Below are 16,854 nucleotides of genomic sequence, written 5' to 3' on the forward strand. Positions count from 1 at the left end.
CCGTGCGTCAACTCGACGCCCTGACGCTGCGGCAATTGGCGCGCGAACTGTCAACAGCGCTGACAGGGGCCCGCGTCAGCAAAATCCAGCATCTGGCGCGTCACGAACTGACGATTACGTTCTGGGGCGGCGGGTTGTTTCAGTTTCCGGGGCGGCATCGCCTGTATCTGAATCTGGGCGCGGAATTTCCCTGCGCTTTTCTGGCGAGCGCTCAGGAGTGTCGCTGGCTGGTTCCAGAACCGCTGGAAAAGCCTACTGGCTTGTGTATGCTGTTGCGCAAGCACCTGGGCGCAGCCCGCTGTCTGGGCGTCGAAGCCCCCGCAGGCGAGCGCTGTCTGGATCTGACCTTTGACGCCTGCGACGATTTTGGCGAGCGGGTCGCCTACCGGCTCTCGATCGAGCTGATGGGCAAGCGCAGCAATCTGCTGCTGGTTGAACTGCTACAGAACGCGACGCGCACCCAGCGGATTCTCGGCGCGGCGCGTTACGTCGGCGCCGATCGCGATCAGTTGCGCGAGATCGCCCCCGGCCTGCCTTACGCGCCGCCGCCGCGCGCCGCGTCTTCTGAAGGGTTTTCGGCCCCGTGGCTGCTGAAGGCTTCGACGGCGCAACTCGCCGAGGTCTGGGCGCTGAGCGAGGGAGATTCCGCGCAAGCGCGCGCGCGCCTGATTCAGGAACGTTTCTGGGGGCTGGGCGGGCCGATGCTGGCTGAAATCGTCGCCCAATCGCCGGATGTTGACGCCTTCGCCCGCTGCTTGCGCCGTCTGGCAGAGGGCGAAGGCTTTGCGCCTGCGTGTCTGGCCACGGTTTCGCCTGCTGCTTCTGAAGCGCCTTCTGGTTTATTGCCTGAATCGCTTTCAGAGCCCGTCTTCCGGCTATTGCCCGCAGCGCCCGAAAGCGCGCAGACGGACGAATTTTCGGCGGGCGCGCGCTGGATTCCCTGTGAGTCGGTTCATGCGTTGACGGCTGCCGTGGCCCTGACGTTCTGGCGGGGGCGACGACTGGCGCAGGCCCGGCGGCAGACCCTGGAGCGTCTGGCGCGTCAACAGCGCCGTCTGCAAACGCGCCTGCAAGAACTTGACGCCGAGCCCGCCGACGATCTGGCGCTTTTGCGCGCGCAAGGCGACCGCCTGCTGACGGCGCTGTCGATGGGAGAACTGCCCGAGCGCCCGACTCAGGACAGTGTGGCTTTGCCCGATCTGGCCACCGGCGAGATGCTGGAGATTCCAATCGATCCGGCGCTGAGCTGGCGCGAAAATGCGGAGCGTCGCTATCGTCGGCTTAAAAAAGCGCGCGCGCGCCGACAACTGGCCCTGGAGCAGGCCCAAACGCTGCAAACCCAGGCCCTGTATCTGGCCGAGCTGACGCATCTGGCGTCTCAGGCCGATTCTTTGGCCGATCTGAGCGCGCTGGCCGACGATTTACGTCGCGTGGGCGCGCTGGGCGCCGAGAGCAGCGAGGCGGCTTCTGCGCGGCGTCGCAAGCAGGCGCTGGCCGCAGGCGTGCAAGAGTTGCTCAGCGATGAGGGCGTTACCCTGTTGCTGGGGCGAAGCGCCGCGGGCAACGCCGCGATTGTCGGTAAACGCGCGCACCCGGACGACTACTGGCTGCATGCGCGCCAGACGCCGGGCTCGCACGTGCTGGTAAAATCCGCGCGCCAGCCCTTGAGTGAGGACACGCTGGCGCAGGCGGCGCAACTGGCCGCCCATTTCAGCGCAGCGCGCGGCGACGGGCGGATCGACGTCATTGTCGCCCCGATGCGCCATGTGCGCAAGATTCCCGATTCCTATCCTGGCCATGTGACCTATCGTCACGAGCGCACGCTGTCCATCCGCCCGGATTCCGCTCTTGTGGCGCGCCTGATCGCGCGTCTGACCTCGCCTTCGTACAACCAGACGAGCGCCCCGGACGACTGAGTCGCGGTCCTGAATCTGGAACATGCGCGCCTTTGAATTTGCGTGACAGGGCCGCCCGTCCTTCAAATAGCCGAATTTTGCCGCGCGCGCGCTCCCAATGCGTCGCAAGCGGCTCGCGCGGCGCTAAAATAAAGGCGAGCGGGAGACAGAGAGCAAAGAGAAGCAGAAATTCTCCAGACAGATCGGCGGGCGCGTGCGGTTTCACGTTGACAAGTGGTTTGACGGCCTGATTATCGGGCTTATTGGTCTGGCTCTGACCCTGTTTGGCTTCTTCGCCAGCGCCATCGGGCTGTTTGACGCGGTGGATAACGTCGCGCTGGATGTGCTGCTGCGCCTGCGCGCGCAAAAATTTTCGCCCTCGCAAGACATTGTACTGCTGGCCATGGATCACGAGTCGATCGCCTACGCCCGCGAGAATCCGCAGTTGGGCATTCACAGCCGGATTCTGCCCCGGCGCTATCTGGCGCAAATCGTCGACTATCTGCGCGAGGAGGGCGCGCGCGCGCTGGTCTTTGACGTGGAGTTCAAGCTGCCGCAAACCCCCGAAGACGACGAGGCCCTGCGGCGCGCGCTGGCTAAAATCCCGCGCGATCGGCTGTTTCTGGCCGCGCGGTCCGATACGCCCTTCGATGACGCGTATCAGGCCTATAAAACCACCCTGCCGCTCGTCACCCGCGCGATTCCGCTGCCCGGGGGCCTGTCGATTCCGCTGGTCACCTCCCAGCACGATGTGCCGCGCACGCGCGAGGCGCTCCTGCAGGACGAAATCACCCTGCGCGAACGGGTGCTGCTGCCCGCAATTGCCCTGCGCGCCGCTCGTGCGGACGCGGTGCTGACGCGTTTGACGGAAAACCGCTCGAAAAACGAGAAACACTTATCCGGGGCGGATTTCGCTGCTTTCACGCTGGAAATTTCGCCTCAGGCCTGGACGCAGCTTCGCCGCGACGCCCTGAACGCCTGGGTCAGCGCCCGCGACAGCATCGGCTATGACTATACCGGCGCGGCGGCGATGTCTGTAGAAGAACAGCTCTACAACGCGTACGAGAACGACATCTGCCTGCAACGCAATTATCACCGGTTTTACGACCCGGGCGATTCGTACCTGTCGTTTCTGGCGCGCGATGGTCTGGCCGTGTCAATGGCTCCCCACACCCCGCGCGAGGCCCGGCGTCGGCTGGCCTATTGCTTTACGGATACGATTCAGCCTGCGTTTCGCCTGCCGAATGCGCATCTGGGCATTACCAACGTGCAGTATGAGCGTGACGCCTTTGAGCGAACGGTTCCTGTTCTCAAAAGGCTCTATAACGGCAGCTTTCATACGTATCTGGGGATTCGCCCGGGGCTGACGCTTCGCGGGGCGCGGCATCTCGCTTACGACGGCCAGACGTTTCAAGCGGATAATCAGCGGATGCCGCTGCTCAAAAATCAGAATGCGCTCATTAACTGGCGCGATCCGGCGCAATTGCCCCGGGAAATTCTGAGCCGCGCTTATTTTGACATGCGTCTGCTGAGCGCCGACGCGCTGCCGGCTGCGCGCCTGAATGCGGCGCTGCCTGCGACCCGGCCGCTGGAATGGCATGCGATCGCATCCGCCGGATTCCTGTCTCCCGGCGCGCCCGCTTGGGACTCGCCTGAAAATGCGCTGAAGGACTGGCGCCGCTTGCAGGATCAGGCGCGCGCCTTCTACGCCTCTCGTCCGCCGGATGCGCTGCGGCGAGCCTTTCAGGGCGATTACGCGCCGATGTCGGCCATCAACGCCTTTCATCCTGACAAGGTCGATTATCAGCCGGCGTTGGGCAATGCGCATTTATACCGCAAGCTGTCGGTTTCAGACGTCCTGCGGCAGATTACCGCCACGCGCTCCGGCGGGGACGCGGCGCCGATTTACCGGCTCAAAGGCATGCCGCTGAGCGGCGATTTCTCGTTTAAAAATAAAATCGTGATCTACGGCGATACGATGGATGATATTCATCGCACGCCGATGGGGGTGGTCTTTGGGCCGGAAGTCGTGGCGACGGTGCTGGATATGACGCTGCATGATCGTCAGTTCGTGGCGTTTGCGCCGTTGTGGCTGAGCTTTCTGATTGTCTTTCTCATCTGCGCGCCGTTGGTGTGGATTTGCCTGAAACTCGATGGCTTGCCTGCTATCGTTTTCACCTCGCTGTTTATTATCCTGGGGTATTTTACCGGCGTGGTGGCGTTTTTTATGCGCGACGGCGGCGACGTCGCCTATTATGCGCCGCTGTTCGGGCCGACGCTGACGCTGTTGAGCGCCTTTATCGGCGCGCTGGTCTATCGCCATGCGGTTCAGAACCGCGAAAAACGCATGCTCACCCATGCGTTTTCGCGCTACGTGTCGCCGCAGTTAATGACGGCCATCCTCAACGACCCGGCCCGCGTCATGGAAAACCTCAAGGGCGGCAAGCGCGAACTCACGGTGCTGTTCGCTGATCTGCGCAACTTTACCAGCACGTTTGAAGACGAAGATCCCGAAAAAATGGTGGATCAGCTCAACGAGTATTTTGACGTCATGACCAATATTATTCTGGCGCGTAAAGGGACTTACGATAAATATATGGGCGATGCGATTATGGCGTTCTTCGGCGCGCCGGTGCCGTTTGACGATCACGCCCTGAAGGCCTGCCAGGCGTCTATGGAAATGTGCGAGGCCCTCAAAACCCTCAACGCCAAGTGGACCGCCGAGGGTAAAACCGAACTGGGCATCGGCGTGGGGCTGAGCACGGGCGAAATGTTTGTCGGGAATTTCGGCTCGCAGCGCATCAAAAACTTTACGGTGATGGGCAGCGTCGTTAATCTCGGGGCGCGTCTGGAAACCTTTACCCGCCAGGCGGGCGTCGACGTGGTGATTAGCCAGCGGACGTACGAGCAGGCCCAGCCGCTGGTAAGCGTCAAGCCGCTGGGCGAGATTCGCGTCAAGGGCTTCAGCGAGCCGGTGCAGGCGTTTGGCTTGCTGGCCGCGCGCGAGGCCCCGGAACGTTCTGAACAGCCCTAACAGCCGCCGGCGCCGCACGAAGATCGCGGGCGCCGGGAGGGCTTTATTGGGTTTTACAGAGTCAGTAGGTTGTCAGGTCCTCTGGAATCGCCGGAGAAGGGCCAGGGCGCTGTCAACGGTGCGAAGGGCGATGTGCCGACTGTCGTAGTTTTCATCCGTGACGCGCCTGACGAGCGCTGCGGCGGGAGGCCGTGCCGGAGGCGGAGGCGAGGGATCGCCTTCTTCCAGCGGCGGCGTCCGAGGGAGAGGAGAGACAAACGACAGATGCGTCATAGGTCGCCTCCTTCAGCCCGCGGGGCAGGATTATCGCAGCAGCTGAAGGGCGATGTTGGGCATCTGGTTGGCCTGCGACAGGGCCAGGGCGCTGGCCTGTTGCAGAATCTGGAGTTTGGTCAGGTTGGCGGTTTCCGTCGCGACGTCCACGTTGCGCACGGCGGCTTCCGACGCGCTGAAGTTTTCCTTGGCGATTTGCGCGTATTGCAGGCGGTCTTTCAACTGGTTCTGCGCGCCGCCGATGGTTGCGAGATTGGTCGCGACCGTGGCCAGCGCCGCATCCACCTGCGTCAGAACGGTTTGCGCCGTGGTGACGTTGGTAATGGTGGTTTGCGCCAGGCCCAGCGTGGCGGCCTTGTTGTCCGAGAAGGCGGCGCTGATGTCTACCTGATCGGTCGCCAGCGACCCCGATCCGGCCTGAATGATGATGTTGGCGGCGCTGCCGTCTAACAGCTTGGTGCTGTTATACGTCGTGCCGTTGGCCAGATTGGTGACGTTGCTGATGATTTTGCCGGCTTCTGCGGAGTAGGCCGTAAAATCGGTGACGGTACCGTTGGAGGCGGCCAGAGCGACTTCGCGCAGTCGCTGCAAGCCGTCGTTGACGCTGGTGAGCGCGCTGTCGGCGATGTTCAGCATGTTGATCCCTTGCTGAATGTTCTCTTCCGCCACGGCGAAGCCGCGCACCTGAGAACTCATCTGGTTGGCCAACAGCAGCGATCCTGCCCCGTCAGCCGCCCGATTCAGCTTATAGCCCGATGACAGTTTTTCCAGTGACGATTGCAGTTTGCTTTGAACATTGCCGAAATTGCGTTGCGCGTTAATCGACGCCACGTTGGTGTGCAGAAATAATCCCATCGTCCATGTCTCCTATTCGTCTTGTTTCCTTACAATGACCACGACGCCCGCTCTCGTTGCGCGCCCACGCCAAGCCGTCCCACCCGTGGCGTCTTTTCAGATGCCGCGACGAGACGCCCCCACGGGCGCTGATATGACCTAGCCCAGATGCGCCCCCGACGACCGCTCTATCCCGATGGGTCGCTGGTGAGCCGCTCTCTTGCCCTAATTAACCATTTCGCTGTAATGAACCAAATCGAGGGGTTGTTGAAGTCATGGATCTCTTCGGCAGGTTCTCCCCCACCTGAAGGAGATGTGAATAAATATAAACCAAATCCGTCCCTGAGACGCGCTAAAACAGCGAAGTTAAAAACTGGGCCCGGATGATCGCCGGCATGGTTTGCAGCGAGGCCACGCGCAAGCGCACGTTGCGCACGGCGCTTTGCCGCTGAACCGTCAGCGAAACCCATTCGCCGGGAACGTCCGAAATGCGCTGATCCACTTCCCACGACGAGCGCCCGTAGACCGACTCGCCGTTAACGGCCAGCAACTGATCGCCGGGGCGGATACCGGCCTGCCATGCGGGCGTATTGGCAAACACGTCATGCACCAACGGAAACGAAGCGGGTCGAATCACCATATCCAGCCCGACGATGCCATGAGAAGGCTGGGCGGCGGTTTTTTGCTCGCCGGGAGTCACGATCGAGGTTTCCACGGAGCCTTGCAACACTTTGGCCCCAGCGCCGTCACAAACGATGAGCGCTCCCACGGCGGCGCACGTCCAAGCCAGCAACAGGTTTAACAATCGGCGTCGCGGCGTTTTCACGGCGATTTTCCCCTATGATTATGAAAGGCTCAGCGTGAGTGGATGCAGGCTCTATCCCGGACTGGAATCCGTAATAAGATGATACTGCATTTTTTCAAATTGTCAGCGAGTAGCTGCGTATCGACCGCAGCGGCCAGAACTTGAGAGGTCATGCCATGGCGTTGGCCCCAAACGCGCGTCATTTTTTCATCAGCGGGCGGGTGCAGGGCGTGGGCTTTCGCTATTGCCTGCGCGACGAGGCGCAGCGTCTGGCGCTGGCGGGCTGGTGCCGAAATTTGCCAGATGGCCGCGTGGAAGCCTTCGCCCAAGGCGACGACGAGGCTCTGGATGCCTTGCAACGCTGGTGTCATCGCGGTCCGCCCGGCGCGCGCGTGACCCAGATTGCGGTCGAGGCGGCTCTGGCGGATACCGTCCTCAGCGGCGCGCCTTTTGAGATTCGGTTTTCGTGAAGCGGCGCGTGTCGGATAAAGCGCGTCTGCTGGCAGTGCGCTGGGGGCTGCTTGCGTTTACTTACTGCCTGTCGCCGGCAATGTCATGGTCGCAGGCGCTGGAGATGGATCCCGGACTGACGACGGCGGGCGCGGTTACTGTAAAGACTGTAAAGACGCCTTCTCGCGCCAGCGCCGCGCCGTTTAAACTGGAAGCGCGTCAAAGCAATTTTCTGCCGCCGGCGATGTACGGGCAATGGAGCGTCACCGCCACGCTGATCTCGGCAGATTTCGACGCCGGTCTGTCGCCGGTCGCCCATGATATCTGGCTGCTGGAGCGCGACGGCGACAGCGTGACGCTCACCAATCCTGCCACCGGGGCGACGGCCAGCGTGTCGGTGGATCTGGTTCAGGGCGACACGGCGACGTTTCACCATACCGTGGCGTTGAGCGGCGGGCGCCGTTATTTGCTGGAGCGCCCGACGGTCACGGTCTCAGGCGATCGCCTGTACGGCGAAACCGTCCATGAGTACACGATCTTCCAGCGCTTTGGCGGCGGCGCGCCGCGAATGTATCATGCGCGTTTTCGCATTGAGGCTGAGCGTCTGGCCCCGGCGCGCGCGCAGTGGCCGCAAAACCCCGTGGCCCCAACGTTTGAGATCGAGGATATTCAGCCCGCGCCGCCCGCCCCTGCGCGAAAACCCGCTACGCAGGACAGCCGCCTGTACGTGCGTTAAAAGGCCAAGGCCCGCTGAATCTGGATAAATCAGCGGGCCTTGGCGATTGATGAAACCGGAGCGGGCCGTCTAGTCGACGACTTTTTCCCGGATGTCGGCGCTTCGGTAGGACTTGATCGTCTGCGGGTTGATGGCCACCCACGTAAAGGGCTTTCCGTCGGTTTCCTTCGGCACGTCGGTGACAAACGTCCCGCCGTAACGGCCCCGGCTGAAGGTGACGATGCTCTGACGCGACAGGTTTTGCAGCGCCTTGCGGATCGTGTTGCTGCTGACGTCAAGATCTTTCGCCAGTTGGCCCATCGCGGGCAGCTTGTCGCCGGTTTTGTACTGGGTTTGAATCAACTGCTTCAAATGACGCTCGACTTTTTCGTAGTTGTAGAAAGCCGGGTCGTCCACCGGTACAAAGATGCTTTCAGGCGACTCGATAAACGCGGTTTCGGGCTTGCGCAGCACAAACGTTCCGTAACGCCCGCGCTTGGAGTGAATAATCCCCTGGTCGCAGAGGCGGCGCATCGCGTCGTGAACGGTTTTAATACTGACTTTGAAGCGCTCGGACAGGTACAGGTGCGACGGCAGCTTCTCATTGACGCCGAACTCTTCGGCAATCATGGCTTTGAGGTCGCGCTCGAGCTGATCGATGAGCGTTTCCGATTCGATCGCCGATGCGACCACATCGTCGCCCAGCGCGGGTAGTTGCTGAAGCTCCCAGTTGGCTTTATTGCCGCGCGTGCCGCGACTGTGCAGAATTCCTTCGTTGGTGAGGAATTCCAGCGCCAGACGCGTGGTATTGGGCGCCGAGCCAATTTCTTCAGAAATATCGCGCGCTGACGGCAGGGCGTCGCCCAGTTTCAGCCGTCGATCCAGAATAAATTTCTTCACCGCGATGACGGCCTGATCGCGCTTGGACGTTTGCTTGCGCATCCGCGCCCCGTTGGCGTCCGCGCGGCGAACCACGGTGCCGATGCGTTGCTTCGATTCCACATAGCCCATATCTTCGACAATGCGAATCGCGTTCTGCACCGTGCCGACGCTCACGCCCAGAAACCTGGCCAGATCTTCCTTGCGCGGCAACAGGTGATTCTCCGTGATACGCCCATCAGCCAGCGCAGACTCGATAAAGGCGATCAGGTACTCGGTCACCAGCGAATCCTTGGTGCGGCCCGATTGCTTGAAATCCGGCAGCTCTTTGGGCAGTTGCCCGATCGTAATGCGCTCCAGCGACGACTTGTTGACCGTCTGAAGCGTGGAATAATCCGCGCCGCCTTGAGAAGACGCAGCCGTCATCGGCGGGGTCAGCGCGCCGCCCTTAATCAGAGCGCCGGAGCGCTTTTGTTGCGTGAGTTTATCTGCTAAAAAGCCCATGATGACCTATGTCCTCCCCAATCTGGATGGCGTTTGAGACCCAAACAGCGACTCTTGTCTATATTAAAACAGGAATGTGCGTTTTGATGCCAACCCGGCGCGTCTTGCTTAACCTGTTCTTAATGATTGCGTTCTAAAGAGGACGTTTTGCAGCGGGGCGGGCCCTGTCGGCCCTGTCGAAGCAACGCCGGAAAATCGCCGGAAGGGTCGTCTCCAGAAGGACGCCGGGCCTGCTCGTCTGCGCTGGGGGGTAGGGGACAAGGCGCGAAAAGCCCGCTTTGTTTCAGGCGCGTCCCGCCGGAAAAGGGGTTAATGTTATTTGTCACAAAAATAACAGAATTTGCCGCCAAATACAAGAGGGGCATGCGTGTCCCCGCGGTCATCGCGTTGCGCGTCGCGCGCGCTATAATAAGCGCGTCCTGAGGCGATTGGGACGTAGAGCCGCAACCGAACGGGAACCCCCGCAACGATGACCGCAAGCGCGTTTACTGGCAAACTGGGCGTCATTGGCGCTGGCGTGATGGGCCGCGCCCTGATCGCCGCCCTCATTGAGCAAGGCGTGATTCCGGCTGCGCAGGTGTGGGCGGCGGCCAAATCCGAAAAATCGTGCCAGCGCGCGCGTCAGTCGCTGGGAATCGACGCTTTTGTGAATTACCGTCAGGCTCTGGCCGATACGGCCGCTCTGCTGCTGTGCGTCAAGCCCTATCAATTGGCGGATGTCGTGGAAACGCTTAAAAAATACGGCCTGCCCGCCCATACGCTTATTATTTCCATCGTGGCGGGTAAAACCCTTGCGTCCATCGAAACCCAGCTCGTTACGCCCAATCCCGTGATTCGCGCAATGCCCAATACCCCGTGCATGGTTGGGCAGGGCATGACGGTGTTTTGTCCCGGCTCATTTGCCGAAGAGGCGCATTTAGAAACCGCCCGGCAGATTTTCGAAGCCTTCGGCGAATGCCTGCAACTGGAAGAGCATCATTTTGACGCTGCCACCGGCCTGGGCGGCAGCGGACCGGCCTATCTGTACTTAATTATGGAAGCGCTGGCCGATGGCGGCGTTCGCGTGGGTCTGCCGCGCGATGTTGCTCTGGCGATTGTGTCTCAAACCGTGCTCGGCGCCGCGACGATGGTCAAGCGCTCGGGGCGGCATCCGGCGGCCTTGCGCGATGACGTCACCACGCCCGCAGGCTGTACGATTGCCGGTCTGCTGACGCTGGAAGACGGCAAAATTCGATCGGTGCTGGCCCGCGCGGTTCAAGAAGCCGCTCGCACCGCCGCCGAACTGGGCGCGCGTCCGCATTAAAACGGCGTTGCTGCGTTATTCCGGCGCCTGGCCGTTTCTCATGGCAGGCGCCAGCACGGCGTCGCGCATCCCGTGGATGATTTTTTTGTCTGCCGGGCATGTTGTCGCCAGCACGCCCGCCAGCGTGGGCGGGGCTTCAGACCCAGCGTCCGTTTGAGCCTCTGTCTGGATGAAATAATAGGGACACAGCCGCGTGCGACCCTGATACGAGATACTCTCGCCTGTATCGAGCGCCAGACGCTGAGCCGGATGCGCCATCGGCTTGCGGAAGGCCTGCAATACGTAAGGGGTCTGGCTAAAGGCGCGCAAGGCCGTCTCCAGACGCTCGCCCCAGAGCGGGGCGGGGAGATCGTGCCCGATGCTGACGCCTCGACTGCCCCAGGCCAGCGGCGAAAAGCCGGAGGGTTTGACGACCAGCGCGCGCTCTTGCTGCGAGGCGCCTGCCAGATCAGAGAACGCCTGAATCGGCGCTCCGGCGCGCATCAGGCCCGGCAAGACGGCTTGCGGGGGCAAGGGCGCGGGATCCAGAATCCAGCTCGGCGGAATCATCGCTTGCAGGCGATGCCAGTCGCTGGCATCCAGTAACGCGCGCCAATGCGCTCGCAGGCAGGGATGATGCGCCAGCGCCAGCCAGAGCTTTTCTTCCAGATGCGGCTTGAAAGGCGGCGTACAGGCTGCCCAGCCTTTTTTGACGGCGAAGCGCAGCAGCTCGATATTCGCAATCTGGGGCAGGTCAAACAGCTCGAAGAAGCGATAAATGACCTGAATCGGCGTTTCGCGACCCGACTCGTCGCTGTAAGCCAGATGGTCGCCCACAATGCGCAATTGCTGCGGATGCACGACCGCAATTCGCCAGCCGTCTTCCTGCATCCGCGCCGCCAGCCAGGTCATTTCGCGGCGGTAATCGCCGGCTTCGTCGGAAAGGACAATGGCAATCGACGGGCCTGACGTGTCAGGGGCGACGCTCTGTAACAGTCGTCCGAATGCCTGCGGCAAGCCGCCCTCAGGGGCTTCAATGACCGCAAAGCCGCTCTGGCGATAAGCGGCGTTCAGGGCGGCGGTAAAGCCCAGCCCGCCGGGGACTGAATCTATCTCGGTGAGCGCAAAGCCATCGTCGGTCAGCAGCAGATCAGGACGCAAAACCAGAGGTTCCGCGCGCCGAAAGCGTTTCATCTGGCCATAGGTCAGCAGTTCAGGGGGTTTTCCCTGATCCAGGACGGCGCTGATCCAGCGCGGGATGCGGTTACGCTCGGCGAGGCTGTCGCGATAGAGCTGATCGCAGGCGCGCTGAAAACGTTGTAACGTGGCGCCCAGCGTCTCGAGTTCCCCCGTCTGGGCCGGGCTGAGGGCGAACGGCTGCGGCGATAAGCGCCAGCCGATACCCTCGGCGTCGCCATAAAGCGCGTCTGTCGGTAGAAACGACGGGTCGAGCCGGGCGGGCGGCGAGGCCTCATGCAGGGCGGGGCGTGCGGGAAAAATCGGCGAATGCGTCCATCATTACGGCTAATTCAGGCATTCCCATTATATAATAGGGGAATCGTCCGTGACGACGCCCTTGCGCGATGCCGTCAACGGGATAAAACGTCTGGTTTTCTGGAGTCTGCAGCGTGTTTAGTCTGTTCAAGAAGTCTTCTTCCCAAGGCGGGACGGCCTCACAGGCCGACGAAAAAGGCGCTTCGGCCCTGGTTCCGCGCGAAGGCGTCAGCCGCTTTACTGGCGAATCGCTGGTGAGCGCGCCTGTCGATTTCGGCTTGAAAGGCGACGGCTGGCGTTTCGAGCAGCCTGCCCCTGCGCCCATGGCCCATGCCACGACCCCGCTGGCCGATACCGAGTCGCTGCCCCTGTTTTCATCCCCGGCTCCCGATTCCGGCTCCGCTGTCGAGAGGCCTTTGCCTGATTTTGACGCGCCTGACGATTTTGCAGGATTATCCGATCCGGCGCGCGACGATGCCTCCCCGGCGTCGGCCTCGTCGTGGGAAGACCCGTTCTTCCCGGACGATTTCGGTCTGCCGATGGGGAATTCGCCAGAGCCGACGGTAGACCCGGCGCTTTCTCCTGAGACTTCTTTTGAGGCTTCTCCCGGCGTTTCTTCTGATCGTGCTTTCGAGACGTCGCTGGGGGCGGCTTCTGAGACGTTTTCTCCTGAGACGTCTTCTTCTGAGATGTCTTCTGTGGAAGGATTTTCGGAGGGCTTCTCTGCGCAGACGCCTGCGCTCGCCTTCGAGGCAGAGGATCCCCACGCGTCACAGACGGCGGCGTATCGCTTTGGTGATGAGACGCCGTTTGCGCCTTCTCTGGAAGGCTCTGCAGAGACTGCTGCGCCTGCCGCAGAGTCTGCCGAAGACTTCGGTTCTGGCTTTGGGGCTGATTCTGGCGTGACTGCGGCTTCTGGCTTTGAGCCCGCTGGCTTCGAGATCGAAACCCCTGCGCCGGATGCCGGGTATGGTTACGGCGATGACGCGGCGTTAACGCCGTCTTCGGAGTCGCTTGAAGGTTTTGACTCTGGCTTTGGGGCTGATTCTGGCGTGACTGCGGCTTCTGGCTTTGAACCTGCTGGCTTCGAGATCGAAACCCCCGCGCCGGATGTCGGGTATGGTTACGGCGATGACGCGGCGTTAACGCCGTCTTCGGAGTCGCTTGAAGGCTTCGACTCTGGCTTTGGGGCTGATTCTGGCGTGACTGCGGCTTCTGGCTTTGAGCCTGCTGGCTTCGAGATCGAAACCCCCGCGCCGGATGCCGGGTATGGTTACGGCGATGACGCGGCGTTAACGCCGTCTTCGGAGTCGCTTGAAGGTTTTGACTCTGGCTTTGGGGCTGATTCTGGCGTGACTGCGGCTTCTGGCTTTGAACCTGCTGGCTTCGAGATCGAAACCCCCGCGCCGGATGTCGGGTATGGTTACGGCGATGACGCGGCGTTAACGCCGTCTTCGGAGTCGCTTGAAGGCTTCGACTCTGGCTTTGGGGCTGATTCTGGCGTGACTGCGGCTTCTGGCTTTGAGCCTGCTGGCTTCGAGATCGAAACCCCCGCGCCGGATGCCGGGTATGGTTACGGCGATGACGCGGCGTTAACGCCGTCTTCGGAGTCGCTTGAAGACTTCGGCTCTGGTTTTGAAATTCAGACACCGAATCCCCAGTCGCCGTATGGTATCGGCGAGCCGTTGTCGTTTGACGCGGCGCCGCTGGGGGACGCTGGCGCGAGCGCGCTGGCAGACTTTGAAATTAACCCGTCGTCTGCGCAGACCGAGGATGCGGACGACACCCCCACTTTGAACTTGAGCGGGTTCGACGCCGACTTTGCGCCGTCCGCCGGGCCGTCGGCTGAGACGGATGACGCGACAGCGACGCTCGATGAGATGTTCGGCTCCTCGAAAAACGCCTTCGATTCGCTGGGCGCGGAAACTGGCATGACCCCGGAGGCGGGCGCGTATGCCGTCTGGCCGGAGTCGGATCCTGAGCCGGTGATTGATCTCTCAGGCGCCCTGACCTCTGATCTGGCCTTTGCCCCGGCGGATGCCATCGCCGATCTGCGCGCCGATCAGACGCTGGAGGAACTGGCGCCCATTCCGTCGGATTTCCCGGAATCGTTCTCGCATCCGCAAGCCTACGATATCCTGTCGCCGGAGTCGGTGGCTGCGTTTTATCCCGATGGCGCCGCGCCAATGGAGTCGTACTACGGCGATGAGCGCTTGACGACCGAATCGCTCCTCTCTGAAATGGACACCCTCATCTACCCCAGCGAAAATGCCCTGGGCGCGGATGATTTTGCCGCCATCCTGCCCTATCAGGACCCCTTTACGGCTGAACTGCCCGAGACGATGATTCCGGCGGATCCGTCGCCGTCCGCTTTCTCCGGCTCCGCTCTGCCCATGGACGATGCGGACGAAGTGGCGCGCGCCAATGCGCGGCTGGAAGAAAGCATGGCGGACTTTAGCCCGGCTGAGCCGATCGCGGATGACGCCACCGCCTTTGCCGCCGGCCCCTCGCTCAGCGATGAGCCGGCGCCTGCTGCTGGCGGTAGCGAAGACTTTCGCGTGCTGGAAACGTGCGCCATTGACCCGGCCTGTCGCCTGTTTGTGGTGGAAATGGACCGTATCTTTGCGCTGATGGGCGAATGCGGGCCCGAAGACGCCCCGTCGGTCGAGGTGCTGAAGGTGTTTCGCGAGTATCCCTTTGCTCAGGGGCCGACGTTTACCGTCTCAGAAGACGGTCCGCAGCGCTATGCGGTTCAGGTGGGCGCGTGGCGCGGAATTGTCGCGCGGGAAGGCGACACGCAGTTGTCGCTGGCGCAAGACGGCGGTTTCCAAGACGGCAGTCTTCAAAATGGCGGCGTGTCTGGGTGATGCGCTTTTCTCGGCCGCCAGCGACGCGATCGGCCCCGCTGAACCTGCCGGATTCGCTGGCGCAACGGGTTCAGACGCTGCGCGCACGCGTGGACCTGACCCAAAATCAGTTGGCTCAGCGCGCCGCCGTGCCGATTCAGACTATTGAAGAGCTGGAATCCGGGCTGCTGTTGTTTCTGGCCACGCCGATTCGTCAGCGGCTGGCGCGCGTCTTGCGCATCTCCCCTCAGATTCTGCTTGAGGCCGAGCGTCCGCCGCGCGTAGACGTCAATCGCCCGCTTGACGCTGAGGCCGAAGCCGATTTACTGTCGGCCATGGCGGAGCGGCCTACCCGGACGTATTTTTGCCCGCATTGCGGCGCGCGGCTTCAAGTCCAGACCTTCGAGCGCCGCGATCTTGAGGATCGCCCGCTGATTGCCGTGCGCGCCGCGTGTACAGCCTGCCTGTTCTCGCTGCGCCGCGATTAGGCAGGCGCAGGGGGACGCCTTACCGCGCTTATCTTATGAGAAAACCGGCGTCAGGCGCGCCGGTTTTCTCGGGAATCCGCTGACAATCTAGACAGACGCCGGGGCGGGCGCGCCGACGTCATCCAGAACAGCGATGCCGGGTAACAACTGGCCTTCAAGAAACTCCAGACTCGCCCCGCCGCCGGTGCTGACGTGGGTGAAGCGATGCGGGTCCATGCCGAATTGCTCGATGGCGGCCACGGTGTCGCCGCCGCCCAGGACGCTGCGGCAGCCATTTTGGGCGGTGGCCTGAGCGACCGCTTCTGCGATGGCTCGGGTGCCAGCGGCAAACGGGGCCATTTCAAACACGCCCAGCGGGCCATTCCATAAAACGGTCTTAGCGGTTTTCACCACGTTGGCGATTTCGACAATCGCATCAGGTCCAATGTCCAACCCCATCCAGCCATCGGGAATGGCGTCGACGGAAACGACTTGCGTCTGCGCATTTTCGGCAAAAGCGTCGGCGATGACCACCTGGCGCGGCAATACGAGCTGCACGCCTTTCTCCTGGGCGTAAGCGGCCAGCTCGCGCGCGGTGTCCAGATACTCGTCCTCCACCAGCGACGACCCTACGGAGAGGCCTTGCGCCTTCAGGAAGGTAAACATCATGGCGCCGCCGACGACCAGATGGTCCACGACGTTCATCAGGTTCTTGAGCACGGTAATTTTGCTGGAAACCTTGCTGCCGCCAATAATCGCCGCGTACGGCCGCGCCGGATTCTGAACGACGGACGACAGCGCGTTGATTTCCTTTTCCATCAACAGCCCTGCCACGCGCATCGACAGCAGACGCCCGACCCCTTCGGTCGAGGCATGGGCCCGGTGCGCCGCGCCAAAGGCGTCATTGACGAAGATATCGCCCATCGAGGCCAGGGCCTGGGCCAGCGCCGGGTCATTCTTGGTTTCGCCGGGCTCGAAGCGGACGTTTTCCAGTAGCAGAATTTCACCGGGGGCCAGCGCTTCGGCCTGCTTCTGAACGTCTGGCGACACGACGTCCCGCGCCAGCGTGATGCGGGTCTGGGGCATCAGCTCTTGAAGCCGGGCCGCGACGGGCGTCAGACGAAAGGCGTCTTCCGGCGCGCCCTTGGGGCGGCCCAGATGGCTCATCAGGATAATGCGCGCGCCTTTTTCGCACAGCGTCTGGAGCGTCGGCAGGGCTTCGCGGATGCGCGTGTCATCCGTAATGCGGCCTTCCCCATCCAGCGGGACGTTGAAATCTACCCGAACCAACGCGCGTTTGCCGCGCCAGTCCTGAATATCGCGAATCGTCTTTTTCATGATCAAGCCCTCTCAAACGGTACGCTATGCCAGCGCTA

At 62.0% G+C, this 16,854-nt stretch carries 13 protein-coding genes; 7 read left to right on the forward strand and 6 right to left on the reverse strand.

The genetic code is table 11. The features are described 5' to 3' along the window. Window positions 1–2 precede the first annotated feature (2 nt). Window positions 3–1,916, forward strand: coding sequence for a DUF814 domain-containing protein (locus IPK79_06930; GenBank protein MBK8190170.1), 1,914 nt, complete (start codon window positions 3–5; stop codon window positions 1,914–1,916). 193 nt (window positions 1,917–2,109) lie between these two features. Then, window positions 2,110–4,929 (forward strand): CHASE2 domain-containing protein, encoded by a 2,820-nt coding sequence (locus IPK79_06935; protein ID MBK8190171.1) that lies wholly within the window; start codon window positions 2,110–2,112, stop codon window positions 4,927–4,929. Window positions 4,930–5,001: 72 nt separating this feature from the next. Here IPK79_06935 and IPK79_06940 read toward each other — a convergent pair whose 3' ends face one another. The 3 genes from IPK79_06940 to IPK79_06950 form a co-directional block, all read right to left on the reverse strand. After that, complete coding sequence (locus tag IPK79_06940; GenBank protein MBK8190172.1) at window positions 5,002–5,202, reverse strand: hypothetical protein; 201 nt, start codon at window positions 5,200–5,202, stop codon at window positions 5,002–5,004. A gap of 30 nt (window positions 5,203–5,232) precedes the next feature. Further along, window positions 5,233–6,057 (reverse strand): flagellin FliC, encoded by an 825-nt coding sequence (locus tag IPK79_06945; protein MBK8190173.1) that lies wholly within the window; start codon window positions 6,055–6,057, stop codon window positions 5,233–5,235. A 331-nt stretch (window positions 6,058–6,388) separates the two neighbouring features. After that, window positions 6,389–6,862: a PDZ domain-containing protein gene (locus IPK79_06950; GenBank protein ID MBK8190174.1), complete on the reverse strand. Its 474-nt coding sequence runs from the start codon at window positions 6,860–6,862 to the stop codon at window positions 6,389–6,391. A 155-nt stretch (window positions 6,863–7,017) separates the two neighbouring features. Between IPK79_06950 and IPK79_06955 the strand changes: the two genes are divergently transcribed. Then, window positions 7,018–7,311, forward strand: coding sequence for an acylphosphatase (locus tag IPK79_06955; protein ID MBK8190175.1), 294 nt, complete (start codon window positions 7,018–7,020; stop codon window positions 7,309–7,311). Between the two features lie 8 nt (window positions 7,312–7,319). Continuing rightward, window positions 7,320–8,027 carry a hypothetical protein gene (locus tag IPK79_06960; protein MBK8190176.1) on the forward strand — a complete coding sequence of 236 codons (708 nt, stop codon included), beginning with the start codon at window positions 7,320–7,322 and terminating at the stop codon, window positions 8,025–8,027. 69 nt (window positions 8,028–8,096) lie between these two features. Here IPK79_06960 and IPK79_06965 read toward each other — a convergent pair whose 3' ends face one another. Then, entirely contained in the window at window positions 8,097–9,389 is a 1,293-nt protein-coding gene (locus tag IPK79_06965) for a GntR family transcriptional regulator (GenBank protein ID MBK8190177.1), read from the reverse strand. Window positions 9,390–9,858: 469 nt separating this feature from the next. On the opposite strand from IPK79_06965, the gene proC reads away from it, so the two are divergent. After that, window positions 9,859–10,692, forward strand: a complete 834-nt coding sequence (gene proC / locus IPK79_06970) for a pyrroline-5-carboxylate reductase (protein MBK8190178.1) — start codon at window positions 9,859–9,861, stop codon at window positions 10,690–10,692. A gap of 15 nt (window positions 10,693–10,707) precedes the next feature. On the opposite strand, the gene IPK79_06975 is transcribed toward proC, so the two are convergent. Continuing rightward, a complete protein-coding gene (locus IPK79_06975; GenBank protein MBK8190179.1) occupies window positions 10,708–11,865 on the reverse strand; it encodes a hypothetical protein in 1,158 nt (385 codons plus the stop codon). Between the two features lie 434 nt (window positions 11,866–12,299). Between IPK79_06975 and IPK79_06980 the strand changes: the two genes are divergently transcribed. Next, complete coding sequence (locus IPK79_06980; GenBank protein MBK8190180.1) at window positions 12,300–15,032, forward strand: hypothetical protein; 2,733 nt, start codon at window positions 12,300–12,302, stop codon at window positions 15,030–15,032. Further along, window positions 15,032–15,499 (forward strand): helix-turn-helix domain-containing protein, encoded by a 468-nt coding sequence (locus IPK79_06985; GenBank protein ID MBK8190181.1) that lies wholly within the window; start codon window positions 15,032–15,034, stop codon window positions 15,497–15,499. Before IPK79_06980 ends, IPK79_06985 begins: the two co-directional genes overlap by 1 nt. A gap of 87 nt (window positions 15,500–15,586) precedes the next feature. Here IPK79_06985 and IPK79_06990 read toward each other — a convergent pair whose 3' ends face one another. Then, the gene (locus IPK79_06990; protein MBK8190182.1) at window positions 15,587–16,819 is read right to left on the reverse strand and encodes a phosphoglycerate kinase; all 1,233 of its coding nucleotides are present in this window, start codon (window positions 16,817–16,819) and stop codon (window positions 15,587–15,589) included. Between the last annotated feature and the right edge of the window lie 35 nt (window positions 16,820–16,854).

It is taken from the genome of Vampirovibrionales bacterium (assembly GCA_016712355.1).
GTDB lineage: Bacteria > Cyanobacteriota > Vampirovibrionia > Vampirovibrionales > Vampirovibrionaceae > JADJRF01.